We start from the raw sequence: 23,551 nt of genomic DNA on the forward strand, positions 1-23,551 counted from the left end.
GATTAAACGTGCAAGTCAAAGGTCTCTGCAGTGCGCTTTGCGCGTGGTCTGATGAGGCGCGTGGCGCGGGAGTGGTAATAAAACCACATCTTGAGGACCATCAATATTTGTTGCGAATGGGTGGTGAAAATCACCGATATGCATGCTATCTAAGAGCCAATAGATATCCGGCCCTTGAAGCCGGCGCAGGAAGGAAGACAAGATGAGCGGAATTCACGAATTCATCGACAATGAAGTCAAGACGAACGATGTGGTGCTCTTCATGAAGGGTACGCCGCAGTTCCCGCAGTGTGGCTTCTCCGGTCAGGTGGTCCAGATTCTCGATTACATCGGCGTCGACTACAAGGGCGTCAATGTGCTCGCCGACGCGGACCTGCGCCAGGGCATCAAGGATTACTCCAATTGGCCGACGATCCCCCAGCTCTACGTCAAGGGCGAATTCGTTGGCGGTTGCGACATCGTGCGCGAGATGTTCCAGGCCGGCGAACTGCAGTCGCACCTTGAGGCGCAGGGTATTGCCGTCAAGGGTGCCGCTGCCTGATCTAGCGACGCCTCGTCCCGATCTTTCGGAGAAGGCGGGCAACCGCCTTTTTTGATTCTGACGGTCGTTCCGGATCGCCTAATTTTCGTTGTTCTTCTGGAGGCTTTGCGCGCGTGTTCGCGTCGGAGCCGTCGAGATGCGTTAAGAGCGTGCTTCCTTTACGAGTGCCTGCCGGCGCTCAGGAGCGGGCGAAGGCCGGATATCCGATGTCCGGCCTGTCATGAATCGGTTGCGATCGTTCGGCATAAGCTGGCCGTAGAGGTCCTCGCCTCGCTCTGGCGCCGGAAGTCCGGTCCCCGCCGCTCGACGCACACCTTGCTTCATGCCGGCCCGGTCCGTGCGGTTTCATATCGCCCCGGCGGCCCCTGCTCGAAATTCATATGTCTGCCGGCGTGACGCCAGCAGACACCCTCTTTTTCCGGATCTGCTCCGGACCAACCTGTTCCGCTTGCGCCCGATGCGCCGTTAGGACTTTTTGAAAATGACAAGCACGACCAACGACGACGCCCGGCCCGGCCTCACGAAATTCCAGTTCATTGCATTGATGGCCATGCTGATGGCGACCAACGCGATCTCGATCGACATCATGCTTCCCGGCCTGCAGCAGATCGGCGCGAGCCTTGGCGTTGCCTCCGAAAATGAGCGGCAGTACATCATTACCGCCTATCTGCTCGGCATGGGCGTGGCACAACTGTTCTTCGGCCCGCTGTCGGATCGGTTCGGCCGTAAGCCGCCGCTTCTCGCTGGCCTCGTTCTCTACGCACTTTGTGCGCTCGCAATCGCCGTCGTGCCAAGCTTCGGCCTCATGCTGGCGTTGCGCTTCGTCCAGGGCGCGGGTGCGGCGGCGACGCGCGTCATCACCATTTCGATCGTGCGCGACGTCTATGGCGGCCGGCAGATGGCGGAGGTCATGTCGCTGGTCATGATGGTGTTCATGATCGTTCCGGTCATCGCGCCCAGCATAGGTCAGCTCATCATCAGCTTTGCGGAATGGCACATGATCTTCGTGGTCGTCGCAGTCTATGCGGTGATGATCATCGCGCTCGTCGTTTCAAAGCTTGACGAAACCCTTGATCCGGCGCATCGCCGCGACTTCACGCCGTCGGTCATCCTCAGCGGTTTCCGCATCGTGCTGACCAACCGGCTGTCGCTGCTCTATACGCTCGCGACCTCTGTGATCCTTGGCGCGCTCTTCGGGTTCATCAACTCGGCGCAACAGGTGCTCGTCGGCGTCTACGGCCTAGGCGTGTGGTTTCCGCTTGTCTTCGCGGCGTTTGCCGGTATGATGGCGGTCGCTTCCTTCACCAACTCCCGCCTCGTCCGCCGCTTCGGCATGCGGCCGCTTTCGCACGCAGCGCTCTGCGGCTTCACGCTCGCAAGTTTCGTCTGGATGTCGGCCTCACTCTATGGACCGTTGCCCTTCCCGGTTTTCGTCGTGCTCTACTGCGCCACGATGTTCCAGTTCGGGTTGATCGCGCCAAACTTCAACGCCATGGCCATGGAGCCGCTCGGACACGTCGCCGGAACCGCGTCCTCCGTGCTCGGCTTCATGCAGACGATCGGTGGAAGCATGATCGGAGCCTTCATCGGCCAGTCTTTCGACGGTACGGCTACACCCCTTGCCACTGGCTACTTCACCGTTGCCGCGATTGGTCTCGTTTTCGTTTTCATCGCCGAACGCGGCAAGCTGTTCAAACCGCACCATCAGCCGGCCGGCTGATCTCTACAGTGCCATGCGTGTCTTAAGACGCGAAAGGTCGCTGTAGCGCCCCAAACTGCCGGCCAGTCTCTCCAAAGATTGAATTTACGGGTTTTCCCAAATGTCCACCACTGCCAATCAATCCGAACATATCGACGGGGTTTCCGGGGCTCAGCGCCTCAACATGGGGATCGTCGAGTTCATCATCACCATCGCCGTCATGACGGCGAGCGTCGCCATCGCCATCGACAGCATGCTGCCGGCGTTGCCGGCCATCGGCCAGTCGCTGAACGTCGCCAACACCAACGATAGCCAGCTGGTGATTGGCGTCTTCTTCCTCGGCTTCGGCCTTTCGCAGATCTTCTTCGGCAGTCTTTCCGACGCCTTCGGCCGTCGCAAGGTACTGCTGGGCGGCCTCGCGTTCTTCACCGTGTCGATGTTTTCGGCTGCGCTTACCCAGAGCTTTGAGACGCTGCTCATCCTGCGCTTCATTCAGGGTATCGGCGCCGCCGCGATCCGCATCACCACCATGGCGATCGTGCGCGACTGCTTTGGCGGCCGCGAGATGGCGCGCGTCATGTCCTATGTCATGATCGTGTTCATGATCGTGCCGATCGTCGCCCCTTCGATCGGCCAGCTCGTGATCCTCTACGCCAACTGGCACTGGATTTTCATCCTGATCGGCGTCATCGGAGCGATCCTGTTCGTCTGGGCCTTTTCCCGCATGAAGGAGTCCCTGCCCCGCGAGGAGCGCATGCCGCTTTCCGTCGGTGCGGTCGTTTCCGGTTTCAAGACCGTTCTTACCAATCGCATCACCTGCGGCTACATGATCGGCATGACGCTCTTCACCGCCGTTATCTGCGCCTACATCGTCACGGTTCAGCAGATCTTCGGCGAGGTTTATGGCCTCGGCGACTGGCTGCCGATCGCCTTTGCCGGCACGGCGGGCGGCATCGCGGTCGCGAATTTCGCCAACGGCTTCTTCGTCCGCAGCTTCGGCATGCGCCGCATCTCGCACGTCTCGATGATCCTGTTCACGCTGATCTCGGTCGCGGGCTTCGTGATGTCACTCTCCGGCACGCCGGCCTTCGTCGTCAGCTACCTGATGTTCTCGGTGCTGCTGATGTTCTTTGCGGTCATCGCGACGAACTTTACTGCAATCAGCCTGGAGCCGATGGGCCACCTCGCCGGCACGGCAACGGCCATCACCGGCTTCGTCTCCACAACCGGTGGCGCCTTGATCGGCGGCGCCGTTGGCCAGCTCTTCAACGGTACGCTGCAGCCGCTTCTCGGTGGTTTCGCCCTCTTCGGCATCCTGACCATCCTGGCGACGCTCTGGGCCGAGAAGGGCAAACTCTTCACTCATCCCGGCGACAAAGACGTCTCCATGGATCACGGCGGCGGCCATATGTAATTCGCCCCTCGCGCTATGAAAAAGCCCGCCCGGAGTGATCCCCAGCCACTTACTTAAATGTGGAATCGACTTTCGGGTCGATTCCACATGATTTAGCTCTCTCTAAAATTCAGTCGAAATAGAGGATATCCTCGAAGCGAACTGGCCCCTTGGCGAGGCCCAAGCGCATGGCTGGTGTTTGGCCGTCCTTGCCCTTGGCGATGAAGTTGAAGTAGGTGCGGAAGATCACCAGGCACTTCTCGACCATGTCGGGGGAGTAGAACCCGTACAGGTACCATTTTCGCGCCGCACGCCTCGGATACGACGGCGCTCGTTCCAGCCCGGCGATGCTGCGGCGGACCTGCATGAAGAACCTGTCGACCTGGTGGAGCGAGACATCGTGGAGCACCCTTGCGATCTGCAGGCCAGTCCGTCTGCCGTCGTCCGTTAGCAGGCGGACGCGCTTTCCGGGTTCTGACTTGTTGATGTACGGGTAATCGACCTCGGTGGTCCTGAGGTGCTCGCTTCGCTCCGAGGTGCTCATCCGATCCAGCCCGCTAATCTGCAGGAAGAATGTCAGCCAAGCCACGAATGGATGAAGGAAGGGATAGGCCTCCTCGGCGAGCGCCTTGATCTTGTTGGCCGCCATCACCCGCTCGTTCTTCTCGTCGATGGTGGAATTCTTGTCGAACGACATAACCGCGACGTCGAGCTTGCGGGCCATGGCCTTGTCGACCCAGCCCGCCAGGACGGCGGTCGGGAGGCCGGGGTCAGCGTCGAGCGAAAAGTACACATGGTCGGCGCGGCCGAGCAGATGGCGGAGATATCGGAAGTGCCCTATTGCCAGATAATCGATGTGAACCATCGCCCCCTGCCTGGGTAGCTGGCGGTCTTCGGTCATGTGCTCTGGCGACTCCTGGTCCTCGCGGACTGGTCGAAACACGTTCGATGGAAGCGACAGGGCGCTGGCGTAATCCTCGAAGTTCCAAAGGCGGGCGTACTCCCGGAAGGCGGGCCGCTTCAGGAGATCGTCGCATTCCTCGACGAGCTGCTGGACCTCCAGCGTATTGAAACGTAGATCGAGCTGCGGGTGGCAGGCGAGGACGTATCCGGTGTTGAGGCAGCTCGTCACGATTGCCCGGAACTGGATCGTCTTGCGCATCGCCTTGGTCGGCCAGTTGACCATGTAGTCCTGCATGTCCGTGCAGAGACGCATGTCGCCCAGGTCCATCGTGGGAAGGCGACGCTCGCGGTCCGCGACGAACTTGGCGCACTGGCCGTGGATAAAATCGATCTTGTCGTAAACCGTCTTGATATTCAGGCCCGTGACCTGCGCGATCTTGGCAAGGGCGACCTTTGCGACGAGAAGCTGGAAGACGGTCTTGTTCTCGTGCGACTTCCGATGCCTTGCATGCCGCCTTGCCGCCGAAAAGGTCGTCCGGCATTCACGGCATCGGTATCGTGGGTCGCCGCTCGCGTTGGTGCCGTGGCGGTAGTATTCTCCGGGATGCGAATCAAGCGGCTTCGAGTGGTTCGAGCAGGTCTTCTTCGTGCACCTGTGGCCAAGAGGTGCGGCGAGCGACTGTAGGTGTCGGTCGAACTCCTCCCAAACGGCCTTGTTGCTTTTGACGATGGAGGACGTGCCGCATGTCGTGCACCTGAGGACAGCGTTATCGTCCCTCGCTGAAACCTTATACGGTGTCCGATTGTTGTCTGATCGGGATCGCCCTCGACCGTCCTCCAGCTCCGCTGCAACGCCGAAGTTTGGGCAGTGCGGATTTTTACAGAAGTTGACGTTCACTCCCTGGAAGGGGAGAGGCAGTCGCAAGCGTTTTTGGGTCTCCGAAAAAATCTCCGGCATACGCAATACCCCCGATAACCGGGGTTATAAGGGGTATTGCTGAAGACGGTCCTAACGATTCCACATTTAAGTAAGTTGAGCATGGACGGTGGATCAGACCGTGAAGACTTCGCGGCGAAGCGTCTCCCAGCTTTCCTTGTCTGTCGCCAGCAGAAGTCCGCCATTGAGATGGGCCGGCAGATAGGGCGAACCGTCGAAGCGGGCGGCATAGGCACCGGCTTCCTGCGAGATCAGCGTGCCGGCGAGATGATCCCAGGGCATCAGCTTCTGGTACATCAGGAAGTGAATGTGGCCGCCGGCAAGCATGCGGTACTCATGCGCGGCACAGCGATAGCTGGTGGCGATGCGGACCTTGGCCATGTTGGCCATGACTTCGCGTCGTGCTTCCTGCTGGTAGAAACCGGTCGACGCCCCGCCGACCATGGCTTCGAGCGGCACGCCGGCGGTGACCGACATGCGCTCCTGCGTTCCATCCGGGCGGCACATCCAGGCACCCGAGCCCTTCTCCGCGATCACCCAGTCGTTGCCGAGCGGATCGTAGATGATGCCGGCAACCGTCTCACCCTTCGCAACGACGCTCGCCATGACGCCGAAAAGCGGAACGCCGGCAGCGAAATTGAAGGTGCCATCGATCGGGTCGACGACAACGGCGAGGTCGGCATCGGCAAGCTTGTCGAGCAGCGCCGGGTCGGCGGCGACCGATTCTTCGCCAACGAACAGCGCGCCGGGCGCTATGTCTTCCATACGGGACTTGATCAGCCGTTCGGCTGCCTCGTCGGCTTCGGTCACGAGATCGATCGCTTCCGACTTCATCCGGACATCGTCCACCCCGAGATTGCGGAACCGCGGCAGGATTTCTTTGACCGCCGCCTCCTGCATGAGGTTGGCGAGGCCGGCGATGTCGACGGAATGGCTCATTCTTTGGGCTCCGGTGTAAGGGACTGGAAATCGAACAGCTTGGGATCGAGCAGATGCGACGGGTTCACATGGCCGAGCGCGCGCAGCATCGTGTCCTTGCGGCCCGGCATGCGCCGCTCGATATCGGAAAGCATCGCCTTCATCGCATTGCGCTCAAGTCCATCCTGCGAGCCGCAGAGATCGCAGGGGATGATCGGGAACTCCATCGCCGCCGCGAACTTGGCGAGGTCGTCCTCGGCCGCATAGGCAAGCGGACGAAGTACCATCAAATCGCCTTCGTCGTTGAGGAGCTTTGCCGGCATCGAGGCGAGCCGGCCGCCATGGAAAAAGTTCATGAAGAAGGTTTCGAGGATGTCCTCGCGGTGGTGGCCGAGAACCAGCGCGTCGCAGCCCTCTTCGCGGGCGACGCGGTAGAGGTTGCCGCGGCGCAGCCGCGAACAGAGGGAGCAGTAGGTGGCACCCGTCGGCACCTTCTCCTTCACGATCGAATAGGTGTCACGATATTCGATGCGATGCTTGACGCCGATCGATGCCAGGTACTCCGGCAGGATATGCTTCGGGAAGTTCGGCTGCCCCTGGTCGAGATTGCAGGCGATCAGCTCCACCGGCAGCAGCCCGCGCCATTGCAGATCCATGAGCAGCGCCAGCAGGCTATAGCTGTCCTTGCCGCCGGAAAGACCGATCAGCCAGCGCTTCGAGCCTTTCAGCATGCCGAAGTCGTCGAGCGCTTGGCGGGTCTGGCGCAGCAGGCGCTTGCGCAGCTTGTTGAACGAGACGGAGGACGGCATGCGGCTGAACAGCGGATGCGTGCCGGCGTCGATCTCGACCTCATCGAAAGTGGCTTCGACCGGGTCTTGCGACGACGTGAGCGAAAGGTCCATGGCAGGGGATCCTGTGCGGCAGGAGCGGGCGCAATCGGCGCCCGGCAAATCTTGGCCAGCACTTGCCCGCTCCAGCCGTCAAGATCAAGGAAAATCGCCCGCTGACCGGTCCTTACGACCCGAACACCGACCAGCCGGTGCGTGCTGCCAACATTTCGAGCGCCAGCGAACCGAGCAGCGAATTGCCGTTCTCGTTGAGACCCGGCGACCAGACGGCGACCGACGCCTTGCCCGGAGCAACCGCCAGAATGCCGCCGCCGACGCCGCTCTTTCCAGGCAGGCCGACGCGATAGGCGAAATCGCCCGAGCCGTCATAGTGGCCGCAGGTCAGCATCAGCGCGTTGATGCGCCGCGCCCGCTGGCGCGAGACCACGTTGTGGCCCGTCAGCGGGTTACTGCCGCCTGCGGCCAGAAACAGGCCGGCTTTCGCCAGCTGGCTGCAGGTCATCGCCAGGGCGCAATGATGGAAGTAGACGCCGAGCACATGGTCGACAGGATGGTCGAGCCGGCCATAGGAGCGCATGAAGTTTGCGAGCGCGAAGTTGCGGTAGCCGGTGGCCGTCTCCGAACGCGCAACCTCGTGGTCGATGACGATCTGGTCGTCGTCGGCAAGATAGCGGACGAACTGCACGATTTCGCCGATCAGTTCGCGCGGCGTATGGCCTGCGAGGATCAGGTCGCTGATGGTGATCGCACCGGCATTGATGAAGGGATTGCGCGGCTTGCCGCCCTCATGCTCGAGCTGCACGATCGAATTGAACGCGGAGCCGGACGGTTCGCGACCGACCCGGTGCCAGATGTTCTCGCCGTGTTTGCCGAGCGCCAGCGTCAGCGTGAACACCTTCGAGACGCTCTGGATCGAAAACGGCACCTCGGCATCGCCAACCCGATAGATCTTGCCGTCGGTGGTGACGATCGCCATGCCGAAATGCTTGGCATCGACCCGCGCGAGCTGCGGAATGTAGTCGGCGACCTTGCCTTGGCCGAACCTTGGGCTCAGTTCCCGGTGGATATCGTCGATGATCGCCTGCAGGTCTTGCGGAGCGTTCTGCTCAGGCATCGGCTTCCCTCTCGCTCACCGCCTTCGGAGACAAGGAGGTGAGATCACCATGATCGGAGTGCGGTCGCGTAGCGAAGGCTACAGACAAAAAAACCGCCCGGAAACGGGCGGTTTTCGAAACGTCACAAGGCGCGAGCCTCGGATTAACGCGAATAGAATTCGACGACCAGGTGCGGTTCCATGACGACGGCGTAAGGAACGTCGGAGAGAACCGGAACGCGGACGTAGGTCGCAACCATCTTGTTGTGGTCGACTTCGATGTAATCAGGAACGTCGCGTTCAGCGAGCGAAACCGATTCGAGAACGGTCACGAGCTGCTTGGACTTTTCCTTGACTTCGATGACGTCGCCCGGCTTGCAACGGTAGGAACCGATGTTGACGCGAACACCGTTGACCTTGACGTGGCCGTGGTTGACGAACTGACGGGCGGCGAAGACCGTCGGAACGAACTTGGCGCGGTAGACGATCGCGTCGAGGCGCGATTCGAGCAGGCCGATCAGGTTCTCCGGGGTGTCGCCCTTGCGGCGGGAAGCTTCAGCGAAGATCGCGCGGAACTGCTTCTCGCGGATGTCGCCGTAGTAGCCCTTGAGCTTCTGCTTGGCGCGCAGCTGTACACCGAAGTCCGAAAGCTTGGACTTGCGGCGCTGACCGTGCTGGCCCGGGCCGTATTCGCGGCGATTAACCGGGGACTTCGGACGGCCCCAGATGTTTTCGCCCATACGGCGGTCAATTTTGTACTTGGACGATTCGCGCTTGCTCATCGCATTTCCTTTCAAACGGTTACACCGGCCTGTTTCCAAGCCGGATCAAGGAAACACGCCCTCCTCTGAACCCATTTTCGGGGTTCTGACAGGTTTCTCACGATCACGCTGACGGAGAAGCCACGGGACATGTCAAATGAAACACCGGACATTTCTGCCCGGCGTTGGGGCGGCTTTAGTGTGTCGGGCCACTATTGTCAAACGAAATCGTGGCAATCGGCTTCGCTTCACGTCGGATCAACAGGTCAGGCCCGTTCCAGCGAGACGAGCAGCTTCCTGAGCAGCCCAGCCAGAGCGGTGCGGTCTTCCGCGCTCAATCCTTCGAGGTACCGTGCTTCGCTGGTCATATCTGCGCGAATCGCCGCTTCCGCAAGGGCTATTCCCTTGTCGGTCAATCCGACGACGCTGCTGCGGCCATCGGATGCGGAGCGTTCACGCACGATCAGTCCTGCCTTCTGCAGCCGATCGAGCCGGTGCGTCAGCCCACCCGACGAGATCATCAGCAACGTATAGAGGTCCGTCGGCGTCAGTCGATAGGGCGGCCCGGATCGCCGCAGCGTCGAAATCACGTCGAACTCGCCGCGGTCGAGGCCGAAGGAGGCAAAGGTCTCCTCGATCGACGGACGGACGAGATTGGAAAGGCGGTAGGCACGCCCGAGGATCGTCATCGGCTCGGTATCGAGATCGGGCAGTTCACGCTGCCACTGCCCCTGCAACCGGTCGACGTGATCCCTCGCCTCATTCTCGTTCCGCATCGTTCACCTCGATCTTCATCAATCTATCTTGACGGGAAGATAGATTAGCATAATATCTTCTCGTGAAGATAATTCATCCGCTTGAGAAAGCCAAGCCGGCGACTAGGGAGGCCAGCATGTTTCATGTCATTCCACGTGCAGAGCAGAAACAGAGCCCGAACCGGACGATCCTGTTCGAGGGCGGTCAATTCGGAACCCCGATTTCGCTCTTTCTCATGGATGCCGAACCCGGCCAGGGGCCAGCCCTTCACGTCCACCCTTATCCGGAGACGTGGATCGTTCATTCCGGCGAAGCGGAATTCACCGTGGGTGAACAGAAGATCAAGGGCAAGGCCGGTGACATCATCGTCGTCGACCCCGAAACGCCGCACCGTTTCGTCAACACCGGCACGGGCCGGCTGCAGATGACCTGCATCCACGCATCCGACCGGGTGGTTCAGAGTTGGCTGTAGCGCCGGCGATGGTCGGGCTGTTCCAGCACTGGGAGGCGGCACCCTAGGCAGAGCTTACTCGGCTGCTGCTGCCGTCGTGCTTGCCGTGTCGGGCCCGTTCGCATCGCCGGGCGCGGTCTCGCTGCCAAGGTCCGGGAACGCAACGATCCGTTTGCCGGTGAAATCGGCATGGATGACGATCAGCCCATGCTCCTCGAAATAGCCGAGCAGACGACGGGCCCGTCTTGCAGAATGCGTGCCGTAGGCACGTGCAATCATCGCGTCCGAAGGACACGGCAGGCTGCGAATTGCGGCCTGTGCCATCATCAGGAACACCGCCTGCAGGTCTTCGGTGACGCGATCGGCGAGCAGCAACGCCTGTGCCCAAACCTCTGTCGCTGCCGTCTCGGCGTCGATCCCGGAACGGGCGACCGCCATCTTACGGCGGAACGCGCTGAGGGAAAGAGCTGCGCCTGACGGGAGGCGACGGATGCGGCATCGCACCAGGAAGTCCTGAAACAGTTCCGCATCGGGCCGGAAGGCCGCCTCCGGATTGGTCAGAATTTCCGCGAAGACACTGTCGAGCAGGGTCTCCTTTTCTTCGGCAGACATCTCCTGCTGGGCCTGCCGTGCCTCAATCGGCGCAGCGGCTTCCGGCCGCGGACGCGACAGTTCGGCGAGGATGTCGGTCGTCGGCCGCGGCGGCGCGACGACGCGGCGCATGATCGGCCGGGTCAACTCGTCCGGATCCGGCGTGAAGATCAGGTCTTCGACGTCCTGTGGCGCTTCGGGCAGCGGCATCAACTTCGGGCTCGTCGAGCGGGCCGAGGTCTCGACCGTGCCGATCGTCACCTTGAGAGGGCGTCGCGAAAGCGCCGGGCCGAGCGCGACGAAGGAGCCACGCTTCAGGTCGCGGAACATTTCCGCCGTGCGCCGGTCCATGCCAAGCAGATCGGCTGCACGCAGCATGTCAATGTCGAGGAAGGTGCGTCCCATCAGGAAGTTGGAGGCTTCCGCCGCGACGTTCTTGGCAAGCTTCGCCAGGCGCTGCGTGGCGATGACGCCGGCAAGGCCGCGTTTGCGGCCGCGGCACATCAGGTTGGTCATGGCGCCGAGCGAAATCTTGCGCACCTCTTCGGTGACGTCGCCGGCAACCGATGGCGCAAACATCTGCGCCTCGTCGACGACGACGAGAACCGGATACCAGTATTCGCGGTCCGCATCGAACATGGCGTTCAGGAACACGCCGGCATTGCGCATCTGCTGCTCGATATCGAGCCCTTCCAGCGACAGCACGCAGGAGACGCGGTGCTGGCGGATGCGGGTGGCGATGCCGATCAGTTCCGCGTCGGTCCGCTCGCCCTCGACGACCACGTGGCCGAACTTGTCGGCGAGCGTGACGAAATCGCCTTCGGGGTCGATGATGCACTGCTGCACCCAGGGCGCCGATTGCTCCAGCAGCCGGCGCAGGAGATGCGACTTGCCCGAACCGGAATTGCCCTGCACCAGAAGACGGGTGGCCAGAAGCTCCTCGATATCGAGCGAGGCCGATGTCCCTTCGGACGTCGCTCCCATGTCGATGCCGACCTTCATTTCCACCTCTTCATGTTGAACTGATTCGCGATCACGCGGAGACCGCCCGTCGGGCGACACCTAGCACGGTTTTCCCGGAAATCGTGCCGCTGGCGCACAAAACCCACAGGGAATACGCGCAGGAAAGTCTCCGCAAAATAACCGGATGCAGAATCCGGTCGCTACAATATAAAGTTGAGGATCGTACTTTTGCGAGTAAGGACGAATGCCCATTTGGGTTTTAGTCGAAGCGATTTGCCAGGGGCAGGAATGGAGCACTACGAAACAGAACAGCAGATGGAGCTGCACAATCTCGATCAGCGTATGCGCGATGCTTACAAGGACACGCAACGGGTCGCCTCGAAAGACGACGCCGCACGGGCCGGCCGCATGCGCTTTCGCGCCGCCTGCGTGTTGGCCGTTCTGATCGGCCTGTTGCTGGCGATCTTCCTTTAGAGTGCCGTGCCGGTCGTAGCGACGCATGAACAGGGCTCTACCCGAGCGCTTCGGCGTGCCCTGCTCGTTTTTCCACGATGGCTTCAGGTGCCACCGTCAGCCCGAAGCCCTGCATCAGCCGGCGCGTGGCAAAATCGGGTTTGCCCGAGGTGAAGATCGCCGGGTCCTGGCCGTTCAGCGGCTCGAAGCCGTTGGGCTGCGGCACCAGCGAGCGCGCCCGCCGGGCGATCGCTTCGGCCGGATCCAGCCAGTCGACCGGCCAGGGTGCGAGCCTGCGGAAAACGTTGGCCATGAAGGGATAATGCGTGCAGGCGAGCACCACGATATCGGTCTTCCTGCCGTCCATCTCGACGAAGCACGGCGCGATCTCTGCCTGGACGGTCTCGTCGTCGAGCTTCTCGCCGCGAATATAGGCCTCCGCCATCTTGGCGAGGTTCTCCGAGCCGACAAGGCGCACATGGCACTGGCTGGCAAAGGACTGGATGAGATCGCGGGTATAGGCACGCTTGACCGTGCCGGGCGTCGCCAGCACCGAGACGAGGCCGGAGCGCGTGCGCTCGGCCGCTGGCTTGATTGCCGGGACCGTGCCGACAAAGGTCATTTGTGGATAGGCTGCGCGAAGATCGGCGCCGACGAGCGTGAAAGCGGTGTTGCAGGCGATTACGCAGATTTCCGGATCGTGTTCGGTGAGCAGTCGGCCAAAGAGATCGATCACCCGCTCTTTCAGTGCCGCCTCTTCCCAGCCACCATAGGGAAAGCCGGCATCATCGGCGACATAGATGAAATGTCGCTCGGGCATCAGCACCCTCGCCTCGCGCAGCACCGTCAAGCCGCCGATGCCGCTGTCGAAGACGAGGATGGGTTTCAGTTCACTCGCTGTCACCTTTGTCTCGCGCTTTCCTGCTGTGTTCACCCGGAGCGCCGGAGCCGCGCGGGTTTTCCCGCGTAAACCGGTCGAGCGAAGAAATGACGCCGCGTAGCACCTGGATTTCGGATTCGGTAAAGGACGGTCTGGTCAGAACCGCGCGCAGGTTCTCGACCAATTTCGGCTTTTTGTCGGCGGAACGGAAGTAGTTGCGCGCATCGAGTGCTTCCTCGACATGCTCGAACAGACCCTGCAGGTGTTCCTTGGTCGCCGGTCGCTGCTCGATCGCCTGGAACGAGGTCTCGTCCTCAGACTCCATCCCGGTCTTCAGCCACTCATAGGACATCAAAAGCACGGCCTGGGCGAGATTGAGCGAGGCGAAAGCCGGATTGACCGGAAAGGTCACGATCTCGTCGGCAAGGGCCACTTCCTCGTTCGTAAGGCCCGTGCGCTCGCGCCCGAACAGGATCCCGGTCTTCTCGCCACCCTGAAAGCGCTGGCGAAGCGTCCGCGCCGCGACGATTGGCGAGCGCACCGGCTTGTAGCCGTCGCGATCACGAGCGGTCGTGGCATAGACGAAGTTGAGGTCGGCGATCGCCTCTTCGACCGAGCCGTAGAGCTTGGCAGCGTCGATCACGTGGTCGGCGCGGCTCGCGGCGGAGCGCGCCTTTTCGCTCGGCCAGCCGTCGCGCGGATTGACGAGCCGAAGCTCGGCCAGGCCGAAATTCGCCATCGCGCGGGCGACCATGCCGATGTTTTCGCCGAGCTGCGGATAGGCGAGGATGATCGCCGGTCCTTCCGCCAGAAGTTCGCGCTCGCTATTCGTACCTGCCATTTTCTCGTGCCTTCGCCTGACGTTCGGCGCTTCCCTCGCACAAATGCTGCAGAAATTAAAGTCCACTACAGATGAAGGCGGTTGAGAGAGACGCCGATCATCTCAAGGCCGAGCTCGGCGTCGTCTCGCGATATCGGCAGATGCCGATCGACCGGCCCGCCGATCCGGCCGACCTCGTAGAAATAGGCCGACGCCTTGTCGCGCACGGACTGAACGAGTGCGAGATTGGCGTCGATGTCGTCCTTGAATGCCGCACCGACCGCGTCTGCATCCGTGCCGACGCGCCGCGCGAACACCCGTGCCCAATAGGTGCAGGCCATGAAGATCGCCAGCGCCTGGCGGACATGGCCGGGACGCGTGACGAGCTGCCAGGGAAGCCCGAGCGGCTTTGCCGCGGCAGCCAGATCGCGATAGGCCCGGTCGAGCGCCTGCGATCGGGTGATGAGCACCAACCCCGAGGCCCCGTCCCTCGCCGCCTGCAACAGGCCCGTCAGTTCGTCGCACCATGTTGCGACGGCGGCATCGAGCGTCGTGCGCGTCCGGGTCGGAAACACGACGAAGGCAACGGCTGCGCCGGCAATCGAGCCGATCATCGTTTCCTCGAGGCGGAGCTGCAGGAGATGTGGGGTCAGCACGCCCATGAGGCTGTAGACCAGCGACAGCACGACCGAGATGAAGAAAGTCATCGTCGCATAGGAGACTGCCAGGAAATAGAAGGCGAGAAAGACGCAAAGCGCGCTCAGTGGCAGCACCAGATAGATGCTGCCGCCGACCAGCGTGCCAACGACGATGCCGACCACGATGCCGAAGAGCGTACCCGCTGAACGCTGCAGCGCCTTTACGGCCGTATCGCCGCGCGAGCGCGTGTTGGTGAAGACCAGAAACGCGGCAAGCACCGCCCAGAACCAGCGCTCGCGTGAGAGCATCAGCCCAAAGATCATGGCGATGCCCGTAGCAAGCGTGATCTGGATCGCCGCCTTCAGCGCCGGGTCGGCAAGAGATGGCTTCCAGCGCGTCGCCGCGCCCCCCTCAAGCGCCGGCGGCTCTTCGAGATCAACCGGCGTCAGCTTCGCCAGGCTGCGGGCAAGCCGCTGCCGGACGTTGCGAAGCCAGAGCAGCGCCTTCACCGTCTCTTCGCGGCGCGGAGCGGCTTCGCCAAGGCGCGCGATTTCCTCGTCGATCTTTTCACCATCGCGGGCCAGCATTGCCTCCACCAGCGCCGGTGGCGGCATCGACTGGAAGCTGAGCACGATCACGCTTTCGGCGGCGAGGTGCAGGTCGAAGAGATTGATGACGAGATCCGAGGACGCAAGGCCTGGCTCCGGCCCCGGCCGCCGGCTCTCGGTAGGAATGAAGCTTTCCGCCATCAGCACCGCTTCCTTCAGCCGCTCTTCGGCCGTCAGCAGCCGACGCCGGTCGACCTCGGAAAGCACGGGCTTGCGGGCGATCTCCGCCAGTTGCAGCAGCATCTGGTCGACGCGACGCTGCACGCTGGCCGCGGCGCGCAGCAGATCGCGGTAGCGATCATCCGCCAGCAGCCGCGTACGGACGAGATGGGCGATCGTTGCCGACACCGCGGCCCCGAAGAACAGCGCCGGCAGCTGATCGGCCGTTGGTCGGAGATAGGCGCCGGTGAAATAGGACATGAACGCAAACATGCCGACGGCAAAGCCGCGTGGGCCGAACGAGCGGCCATAGACCGCGAGAAAGATGATCAGAAGGAAGACGACGTCCGAGACGTAGCGATGTTCCTCGAGCAGCGAAGCGAGCCAGATCATCGAAACGCCGACGAGGACGGCGATGATGCGCGTGACGCGTTGCCCTGCAATCGTGCGGTCGCGCACCGCTAATCCACCCTCGATCGAGAGTGACGCGGCAAGGCCATAGGCCGCCGGTGGCAGCGGCACGACGAGATAATGGACCGCCATCAGGATCAGCACGGAAACGACGATCGTCGCGGTGATGCGTGAGGCCTGCCGCAACCGCGAGAAGGCCGGATCGTTGGCAAGAAGCCAATCGCGCATACGGGAACGAAATGCCATCGGATGCCTTTGCCTGTCCGCGCTCGCCTTGGGACGCGCGCCGCTTTCGCCGGTTCTTCCTGCATAGCGGCAGAAGCGATCTTTGCAAGGCCGGCGGCACCGAAAGCCTACTGCCTGTCTCCGCTACAACATACTGTTGTTCGAGGTGTTGCAGCGCCCCTGTCGCGTCCTGAGACCCATGGCCCGCTTGGCCCAGAAAGTGCGGCCGAACCCTTGGTCGACGCCCGCCTTCGCCTCCATCCAAAGTTTCAGCCAAGCATGCTTTGCCTTGCCGGTTCTGAGTGCTATAGGGCACAGGATTTTTCAGAGAGGAAGGGACATCGCTCCCGCTGTCCCGCATAAGCTACGAGGCATATTCATGGCAAAGATCAAGGTCGCCAATCCGGTCGTCGAACTCGACGGCGATGAAATGACCCGCATCATCTGGCAGTTCATCAAGGACAAGCTGATCCATCCCTACCTCGACGTCGATCTGGAATATTACGACCTCAGCGTCGAAAACCGCGATGCCACCGAAGACCAGGTCACGATCGACGCCGCCAACGCCATCAAGAAGCACGGCGTCGGCGTCAAGTGCGCCACGATCACGCCGGATGAAGCCCGCGTCGAGGAATTCAAGCTGAAGAAGATGTGGAAGTCGCCGAACGGCACGATCCGCAACATCCTCGGCGGCGTCATCTTCCGCGAACCGATTATCTGCAAGAACGTCCCGCGCCTTGTTCCGGGCTGGACCAAGCCGATCATCGTCGGCCGTCACGCCTTCGGCGACCAGTACCGCGCCACCGACTTCAAGTTCCCGGGCAAGGGCAAGCTGACGATGAAGTTCGTCGGTGAGGACGGCAAGGAAATCGAATACGACGTCTTCGACGCACCGTCGGCCGGCGTCGCCATGGGCATGTACAACCTCGACGATTCGATCACCGAATTCGCGCGCGCCTCGTTCAACTACGGTATCCAGCGCAAGGTTCCGGTCTACCTGTCGACCAAGAACACCATCCTCAAGGTCTATGACGGCCGCTTCAAGGACATCTTCCAGCAGGTCTTCGACGCTGAGTTCGCCGAGAAGTTCAAGGAACTGAAGATCTGGTACGAACACCGCCTGATCGACGACATGGTTGCTTCGGCGCTCAAGTGGTCCGGCGGCTACGTCTGGGCGTGCAAGAACTACGACGGCGACGTGCAGTCCGACATCGTCGCCCAGGGCTTCGGCTCGCTCGGCCTGATGACCTCGGTTCTGATGACGCCGGATGGTAAGACGGTTGAAGCCGAAGCCGCACACGGCACGGTTACCCGCCACTACCGCCAGCACCAGAAGGGCGAGGAAACCTCGACGAACTCGATCGCCTCCATCTTCGCCTGGACCCGTGGCCTCGCCCACCGTGCCAAGCTCGACGGCAATGCCGAACTCGCCCGTTTCTCCGAAACGCTCGAAAAGGTCTGCGTCGATACCGTCGAAGCCGGCTTCATGACCAAGGACCTCGCGCTCCTCATCGGTCCCGATCAGCCGTGGCTCTCGACCACCGGCTTCCTCGACAAGATCGACGAGAACCTGCAGAAGGCCATGGCCGCCTGATAAGCTTGAAAGAGCTTGAAAATTGATCGCGCCGATTTCCCCGCGCAACGCCCTGACGATCGCTCGCATCGTCAGGGTCAATCACGCCGGGGAATTCGGCGCGATCCGCATTTATAGTGCCCAGATTGCCGTCGCTCGCCGGTTCTACAAGGATTGCGTGCCGATGCTCTCGGACATGCTTGGCCACGAGATCGAGCATTGCGCACTGTTTCGCGCGGCGATGCCCACGCGAAAATCCCGACCTTGCCGCATCATGCAGTTCTGGAGTTTGGGCGGCTGGTTGCTTGGCTTCCTGACCGCTCTTCTCGGTCGCCGCGGCATATGGGCTTGCACGGCAGCCGTGGAAGCTGCCGTGCACCGTCACCTTGATGATCAGCTACATTTTCTTGCGGGCAAGGATTCCGAGCTTCACGCTCTCATCCTGTCGATCCGCGAGGAAGAGTTGGCTCATCTCGATCACGCCGAGGCCCAGCTTTCGAGCGGCGACAGATTCACCGATGCGCTTCGCTCCATCATCTTCCTTGCCACCGATGTCCTGATCTGGCTTTCGACCTGGGGCGATTCCGCGCGCATGGCGGCGGCCCTGCGGCAGGCTGCGGTGCAATCCAGCCGGCGCTAAGTTCGATTGCTCCCGCCACAGCGCCTGTCAGCACCTAGAACATGTCGCGGCTGTTGCTTCGCGGGTCGTCGCTGACGATATGCGGATCGTAGATCCCACTTCTCGCCTGTCGACGCCAGGGGCGGGCGGGATCGCCGGGATCGCTGCCGATCTCGGCCACGACAATCGAAGGTCCGTCTCCGGCGCATCGCGCCGCCCATTGGCCGTCGGGAGCAACGATACCCGACGGCGCTGCAAGGCCCGGCCGCGAGAGAGCAGCAAAACTCGCCCAGTACCGGTTGGTCGATGCATGCCCCTGCACCTCGGCGGCAAAGGTCAGGTCTATCGGCAAAGGGCCACCGCTGGTCGAGAACAGGACGCAATCGACGTTCAACCGCTCGTATTCGATGAAAAGTTCGGGAAAGTGGCACTCGAGGCCGAGCGAGCAGCCGAAGCGGACGCCATCGACTTCGAAGGTCACCGGAATGGAGCCGGGCGTATACATGTGAGAAATCTTCGTATTCGACAGTATGCGTTCGTCGTAGCGCGTCGCGACCGTTCCCTTGTCCGAGATCACATAGAGGCTGTTGTGCGGACGGTGAGGTTCGGTGAGCCGGTGCACGGAGCCGAGGATGGTCCATAGTCCGAGTTCCCGCGCAAGCGTCCGTGTGGCATCGAGTTCATGGCGCAGGACCGCCCACTCGAAACGCCGCCAATCGGATGGGCCAATTTCGCGTGGACCGACCGCCGACATGATGCGCTTGTTCGGAAAGCACGTCGCGCCCTCGGGGAAATGCAGGACGCGCGCCCCTGCCCGATGCGCCTCCCGCATCAGGTGGCGAATTCCTTCGCCGGCAAGGCGAAGGGCTGCCGCATCGCGAGGATCGTCGAAGTAGCCGGATTGCGCCACGGCCAGGCGCAGCGATCTCTGTTGCGTCGCCACCTCATTCGACGAAGCGTGGCGAAGATGCATGAGTGCTGTGGTGTAGGGTTCGCCCGTCTTGGCGGCGCGGGCGCGCACCCGCCGTTTGAAATTTCGGTTTTCAGTCATGACAGGGCCTTTCGCGTCTCGGGCAAGTTCCCCAGCAACCGGACCCGAAACGGTGGGACCAGGTTTGCGGCCCGAGACGGAAGTCCCTTTGCCTCCGTGAAAGGATCGTGCTGGGGACGATCTTTGGAGGTTGGGCGCAGGCCACGCCGATCCAAAGGTGGCGGCGTGGCGCTGATTCGTCAATTGCGGCGTAGCGGATGGCCGCCCTCATTTCAACGGCAGGTAGATCTCGCTCAAGAGTTCCGTCGGCGCGACTTCGCGGGGATTGTTCAAATACTTCTCGAACATCAGGCTGTCGCGGATCTCGCGGCCGGACTGCGGCAGCCAGGTGCCGTAGAGCCACTGGTAGGCCTTGGGCATGTCCGCGTAGGGCCCTTTGTGACGCAGCACGGCGTAGCGGCCGCCGTCGAGGTGCTGAGCTGTGAGCGGGGCGTCCGTCGGCATCTGTTCGCGCGCGCTGACGCAGGCGAAGGAACGCAGCATGTCGGTCGGCACCAGTTCGGGATCGTCGAGATAGATGCCGATCATCTCCATCTCCGGCCGGAACAGCTGCCGCGAGAACAGGGTGCCATAGAGCGTCTCGAATGCCCGTCCGATCTCCATATAGGAGCCGCTATGGGCGACGCCGACGAGATCGAAGGCCTGGACGTCCTTGAGGGTAACTTCATACATGTCGGGGATTCCTTCCGTTGAGGCGGTTTCAAAGGCCACATGGCTCCCCTCCTTCCGGTAACGCGCCGGTGGCAGCCCGTAGGCGGCCTTGAAGGTGCGGTTGAAGGATTGCAGATTGGGATAGCCAGAGCGCTGCGCGATCGCTTCGACAGGAAGATCGGTTTGGGCGAGAGCGGCTGCGGCCCGCTGCAGCCGCAGCCGCTTCACCGTTCCGGCCAGGGTCTCGCCGTGGACAGCCCGGTAGATCCGGTGCCAATGGTGCGGCGACAGACAGGCAATCTCGGAGAGACGATCGAGGTCAAGATCGCCGTCGAGATGACCGTAGATATAGTCGCTGACCCGGTGCAGGCGCCGTTCATAGGTCGCCCACGCTACCCGCTCTTCCATGTCCAACCTTTCGTGCTTTGCTCACGGATCGGTAGACCATAGATCAATTTGACAAATCCTGCGGAGTTGCGCGCGGGCTTCGACTGAGATTTGTGCAAGCCTTCCGGGATATACGATCCCAGAACTGTGCCTTGGTCAGCAATCACGTCGCGGTTTGACCGTCCGAGGCGCAGAGGCTCTGTTCGTGGGGGCTGGTAATCCGGCGGGTTATGATACGCACGCTTGGAGCGGGCTCGCGGGACCGCGACCGTGAGCTGCACAAGCCTTGCCCGATGCAAACAAAAAGGGCGCCGCAACGGACGCCCCTTTTCCTATTCTGCTGTCGCTCGCAATCAGCCAGCGAGCGCGACTGCTACGGCCTCTATCGCTTCGGCCGCCTTGTCGCCATCCGGGCCGCCGGCCTGGGCCATGTCGGGACGGCCGCCGCCGCCCTTGCCGCCGAGAGCGGCAGACGCGACGCGAACGAGGTCGACGGCGCTGAGCTTCGAGGTCAGGTCATCGGTGACGGCCACGACCGCACTCGCCTTGCCGTCGCCGGACACGCCGACGAAAGCAACGACGCCCGAGCCGAGGCTCTTCTTGCCGTCGTCAGCAAGGCTCTTCAGATCCTTGGGCTCGACGCCCGAAACGACCTTGCCGAGGAAGCGGACGCCGGCGATCTCGCGGGCGGCATCGGCGGAACCCGCCTCGCCGCCACCGCCGAGCGCCAGCTTCTTCTTGGCTTCGGTCAGTTCGCGCTCAAGCTTGCGACGTTCGTCAAGCAGCGCTTCGACGCGGCCGAGCACGTCGGCCGGCTGAACCTTCAGCGTGCTGGCGAGCGTCTTCACGCGCTCGTCCTGCTCATTGAGATAGGCGCGCGCCGCTTCGCCGGTCAGGGCTTCGACGCGTCGGACGCCAGCGCCGACGGCACTTTCCGAGACGACGCGGACGAGACCGATGTCACCGGTGGCCGATACGTGGGTGCCGCCGCAGAGTTCGACGGAGTAAGGACGGTTGGCCTTCGAGCCATGAACGCCGCGACCCATCGAGACAACCCGCACTTCGTCGCCGTACTTTTCGCCGAAGAGCGCCATTGCGCCTTCGGCGATCGCGTCATCGACGCTCATCAGGCGCGTGGTTACCGGCGTGTTCTGCACGATGATTTCGTTGGCCATTTCTTCGACGACCTTCAACTCTTCCGCCGTCATCGGCTTCGGATGCGAAACGTCGAAGCGCAGGCGCTCCGGCGCCACGAGCGAGCCCTTCTGGGCGACATGGGTGCCGAGCACTTCGCGAAGCGCCTCGTGCAAGAGGTGGGTTGCGGAGTGGTTGGCGCGAAGGCGCGAGCGGCGCGCGTGATCGACATCGAGCTGGGCGGCGTCGCCCGTCTTGACCGAACCTTCGGCGACGGTTGCGAAGTGGACGAAGAGCCCCTCGCCGCGCTTCTGCGTATCCGTCACGGTGAGCTTGCCGCCTTCCGTGGTGATCGTGCCGGTATCGCCCATCTGGCCGCCCGATTCGCCGTAGAACGGCGTCTGGTTGAGCACCACCTGGACGGTGTCGCCCTTGGCAGCCGAAGCGACGACGGCGCCATCGCGAACGATCGCCTGGATCACCCCTTCGGCCGTCTCGGTGTCATAGCCGAGGAAATCGGTGGCACCGTGCTTTTCCCTGAGCTCGAACCAGATCGTTTCGGTTGCCGCCTCGCCGGAGCCGGCCCAGTTGGCGCGGGCCTCGGCCTTCTGGCGCGCCATGGCGGCCGAGAAGGCATCGGTGTCGACGGTGATGCCCTTGGCGCGCAGCGCGTCCTGGGTGAGGTCGAGCGGGAAGCCATAGGTGTCGTAGAGCTTGAACGCGGTCTCGCCGTTGAACTGGTCGCCTTCAGACAGATCGGCAGAAGCGTCGGAGAGCAGGTTGAGCCCGCGCTCCAGCGTCTTGCGGAAGCGGGTTTCTTCGAGCTTCAGCGTCTCGGAGATCAGCGCTTCGGCGCGCACCAGCTCCGGATAGGCGCGTCCCATCTGGCCGACGAGAGCCGGCAGCAGCTTCCACATCAACGGGTCCTGTGCGCCGAGCAACTGGGCGTGACGCATGGCGCGGCGCATGATGCGGCGCAGAACGTAGCCCCGGCCTTCGTTCGACGGCAGAACGCCGTCGGCAATCAGGAAGGCGGAGGAGCGCAGGTGGTCGGCGATGACGCGGTGGCTCGCGCGACGGTCGCCTTCGGCCTTGACGCCGGTTGCCTCTTCGGACGCGGCGATCAGGGCGCGGAAGAGATCGATGTCGTAGTTGTCGTGTTCGCCCTGCAGCACGGCTGCCAGGCGCTCGAGGCCCATGCCGGTGTCGATCGACGGACGCGGCAGGTTGACCCGCTCTTCCTTGGTGACCTGCTCGTACTGCATGAAGACGAGGTTCCAGATCTCGATGAAGCGGTCACCATCTTCGTCGGCCGAGCCGGGCGGTCCGCCCCAGATCTTGTCGCCATGGTCGTAGAAGATTTCAGAGCACGGGCCGCACGGGCCGGTATCGCCCATCGCCCAGAAGTTGTCGCTGGTCGGAATGCGGATAATACGGTCGTCGGAGAAGCCGGCGATCTTCTTCCAGAGGTCGAAGGCTTCGTCATCGGTGTGGTAGACCGTGACCAGCAGGCGCTTGGCGTCGAGGCCGTATTCCTTGGTGATCAGGTTCCAGGCAAGCTCGATGGCGTTCGCCTTGAAGTAATCGCCGAAGGAGAAGTTGCCGAGCATCTCGAAGAAGGTGTGGTGACGCGCGGTGTAGCCGACGTTGTCGAGGTCGTTGTGCTTGCCACCGGCGCGCACGCATTTCTGCGCCGTGACGGCCGTCGAATAGGGACGCTGCTCCAGGCCGGTGAAGACGTTCTTGAACTGCACCATACCGGCATTGGTAAACATCAATGTCGGGTCGTTGCGCGGCACCAACGGGCTCGACGACACGACCTCGTGACCGTTTCTGCGGAAATAGTCGAGAAAGGTCGACCGGATTTCATTCACGCCGCTCATCTTGCGTCCTATTCTTAAGCACCGATTCCGGCCCGGGTCCGGCCCACGCCGCGCCACTAAGCCATTGTCCCTAAACCCTGCAGCCACCCACGGCGACCGCACCCTCCAACGCGCTGGGTCGCCGGAACCAAAGGCTTTTATCGCTCACATATCCGACTGTCCAGACGCCAGCAAAAAACCGGCCGCCCATGGAACGACCGGTTT

General features: G+C 62.3%; 20 protein-coding genes. 7 read left to right on the forward strand and 13 right to left on the reverse strand.

Translation table 11 applies throughout. The features are described from left to right. The first annotated feature begins 202 nt into the window (after nt 1-202). The 3 genes from grxD to LAC81_RS08525 all read left to right on the forward strand — a co-directional run bounded on the left by grxD (nt 203) and on the right by LAC81_RS08525 (nt 3,654). Entirely contained in the window at nt 203-541 is a 339-nt protein-coding gene (gene grxD, locus LAC81_RS08515) for a Grx4 family monothiol glutaredoxin (RefSeq protein ID WP_058328257.1), read from the forward strand. A 481-nt stretch (nt 542-1,022) separates the two neighbouring features. Further along, nucleotides 1,023-2,261 carry a multidrug effflux MFS transporter gene (locus LAC81_RS08520; protein WP_223727471.1) on the forward strand — a complete coding sequence of 413 codons (1,239 nt, stop codon included), beginning with the start codon at nt 1,023-1,025 and terminating at the stop codon, nt 2,259-2,261. A gap of 100 nt (nt 2,262-2,361) precedes the next feature. Next, complete coding sequence (locus LAC81_RS08525; protein WP_223727472.1) at nt 2,362-3,654, forward strand: multidrug effflux MFS transporter; 1,293 nt, start codon at nt 2,362-2,364, stop codon at nt 3,652-3,654. A gap of 109 nt (nt 3,655-3,763) precedes the next feature. Here LAC81_RS08525 and LAC81_RS08530 read toward each other — a convergent pair whose 3' ends face one another. From LAC81_RS08530 to LAC81_RS08555, 6 genes are all read right to left on the reverse strand, one after another. Beyond that, nucleotides 3,764-5,461 carry a hypothetical protein gene (locus tag LAC81_RS08530; protein WP_223725502.1) on the reverse strand — a complete coding sequence of 566 codons (1,698 nt, stop codon included), beginning with the start codon at nt 5,459-5,461 and terminating at the stop codon, nt 3,764-3,766. 126 nt (nt 5,462-5,587) lie between these two features. Continuing rightward, the gene (locus tag LAC81_RS08535; protein ID WP_223727473.1) at nt 5,588-6,412 is read right to left on the reverse strand and encodes an inositol monophosphatase family protein; all 825 of its coding nucleotides are present in this window, start codon (nt 6,410-6,412) and stop codon (nt 5,588-5,590) included. After that, nucleotides 6,409-7,293: a tRNA 2-thiocytidine(32) synthetase TtcA gene (gene ttcA, locus LAC81_RS08540; protein WP_223727474.1), complete on the reverse strand. Its 885-nt coding sequence runs from the start codon at nt 7,291-7,293 to the stop codon at nt 6,409-6,411. The genes LAC81_RS08535 and ttcA overlap by 4 nt, the downstream gene beginning before the upstream one ends. A 112-nt stretch (nt 7,294-7,405) precedes the next feature. Continuing rightward, nucleotides 7,406-8,353 (reverse strand): glutaminase, encoded by a 948-nt coding sequence (locus LAC81_RS08545; protein ID WP_113540046.1) that lies wholly within the window; start codon nt 8,351-8,353, stop codon nt 7,406-7,408. Between the two features lie 143 nt (nt 8,354-8,496). After that, nucleotides 8,497-9,114 (reverse strand): 30S ribosomal protein S4, encoded by a 618-nt coding sequence (gene rpsD / locus LAC81_RS08550; protein WP_113540047.1) that lies wholly within the window; start codon nt 9,112-9,114, stop codon nt 8,497-8,499. Nucleotides 9,115-9,359: 245 nt separating this feature from the next. Next, nucleotides 9,360-9,869, reverse strand: coding sequence for a MarR family winged helix-turn-helix transcriptional regulator (locus tag LAC81_RS08555; RefSeq protein WP_223727475.1), 510 nt, complete (start codon nt 9,867-9,869; stop codon nt 9,360-9,362). 116 nt (nt 9,870-9,985) lie between these two features. Here LAC81_RS08555 and LAC81_RS08560 point away from each other — a divergent pair, with 116 nt between their 5' ends. Next, nucleotides 9,986-10,321 carry a cupin domain-containing protein gene (locus tag LAC81_RS08560; RefSeq protein ID WP_223727476.1) on the forward strand — a complete coding sequence of 112 codons (336 nt, stop codon included), beginning with the start codon at nt 9,986-9,988 and terminating at the stop codon, nt 10,319-10,321. A gap of 54 nt (nt 10,322-10,375) precedes the next feature. On the opposite strand, the gene LAC81_RS08565 is transcribed toward LAC81_RS08560, so the two are convergent. Further along, complete coding sequence (locus tag LAC81_RS08565) at nt 10,376-11,893, reverse strand: ATP-binding protein (protein ID WP_223727477.1); 1,518 nt, start codon at nt 11,891-11,893, stop codon at nt 10,376-10,378. 249 nt (nt 11,894-12,142) lie between these two features. On the opposite strand from LAC81_RS08565, the gene LAC81_RS08570 reads away from it, so the two are divergent. Further along, nucleotides 12,143-12,328 carry a hypothetical protein gene (locus LAC81_RS08570; protein WP_113540051.1) on the forward strand — a complete coding sequence of 62 codons (186 nt, stop codon included), beginning with the start codon at nt 12,143-12,145 and terminating at the stop codon, nt 12,326-12,328. A gap of 37 nt (nt 12,329-12,365) precedes the next feature. Here the strand turns inward: LAC81_RS08570 and murI are convergent, their stop codons facing one another. The 3 genes from murI to LAC81_RS08585 form a co-directional block, all read right to left on the reverse strand. After that, complete coding sequence (gene murI, locus LAC81_RS08575; RefSeq protein WP_223727478.1) at nt 12,366-13,211, reverse strand: glutamate racemase; 846 nt, start codon at nt 13,209-13,211, stop codon at nt 12,366-12,368. Beyond that, complete coding sequence (locus tag LAC81_RS08580) at nt 13,198-14,028, reverse strand: RNA methyltransferase (RefSeq protein WP_223727479.1); 831 nt, start codon at nt 14,026-14,028, stop codon at nt 13,198-13,200. Before LAC81_RS08580 ends, murI begins: the two co-directional genes overlap by 14 nt. A 65-nt stretch (nt 14,029-14,093) precedes the next feature. Then, the gene (locus LAC81_RS08585) at nt 14,094-16,070 is read right to left on the reverse strand and encodes an FUSC family protein (RefSeq protein ID WP_223727480.1); all 1,977 of its coding nucleotides are present in this window, start codon (nt 16,068-16,070) and stop codon (nt 14,094-14,096) included. Between the two features lie 358 nt (nt 16,071-16,428). Between LAC81_RS08585 and LAC81_RS08590 the strand changes: the two genes are divergently transcribed. Beyond that, complete coding sequence (locus LAC81_RS08590; RefSeq protein WP_113540055.1) at nt 16,429-17,643, forward strand: NADP-dependent isocitrate dehydrogenase; 1,215 nt, start codon at nt 16,429-16,431, stop codon at nt 17,641-17,643. Nucleotides 17,644-17,665: 22 nt separating this feature from the next. Next, nucleotides 17,666-18,262 carry a demethoxyubiquinone hydroxylase family protein gene (locus LAC81_RS08595; RefSeq protein WP_223727481.1) on the forward strand — a complete coding sequence of 199 codons (597 nt, stop codon included), beginning with the start codon at nt 17,666-17,668 and terminating at the stop codon, nt 18,260-18,262. Between the two features lie 34 nt (nt 18,263-18,296). Here the strand turns inward: LAC81_RS08595 and LAC81_RS08600 are convergent, their stop codons facing one another. From LAC81_RS08600 to alaS, 3 genes are all read right to left on the reverse strand, one after another. Beyond that, on the reverse strand, nt 18,297-19,292 hold the full coding sequence (locus LAC81_RS08600; RefSeq protein ID WP_223727482.1) for a carbon-nitrogen hydrolase family protein: 996 nt from the start codon (nt 19,290-19,292) through the stop codon (nt 18,297-18,299). A 207-nt stretch (nt 19,293-19,499) separates the two neighbouring features. Next, on the reverse strand, nt 19,500-20,351 hold the full coding sequence (locus tag LAC81_RS08605; protein WP_223727483.1) for an AraC family transcriptional regulator: 852 nt from the start codon (nt 20,349-20,351) through the stop codon (nt 19,500-19,502). A gap of 332 nt (nt 20,352-20,683) precedes the next feature. Then, nucleotides 20,684-23,347 carry an alanine--tRNA ligase gene (gene alaS / locus LAC81_RS08610; RefSeq protein ID WP_113540059.1) on the reverse strand — a complete coding sequence of 888 codons (2,664 nt, stop codon included), beginning with the start codon at nt 23,345-23,347 and terminating at the stop codon, nt 20,684-20,686. Nucleotides 23,348-23,551 lie beyond the last annotated feature (204 nt).

This window comes from Ensifer adhaerens, from assembly GCF_020035535.1.
GTDB lineage: Bacteria > Pseudomonadota > Alphaproteobacteria > Rhizobiales > Rhizobiaceae > Ensifer.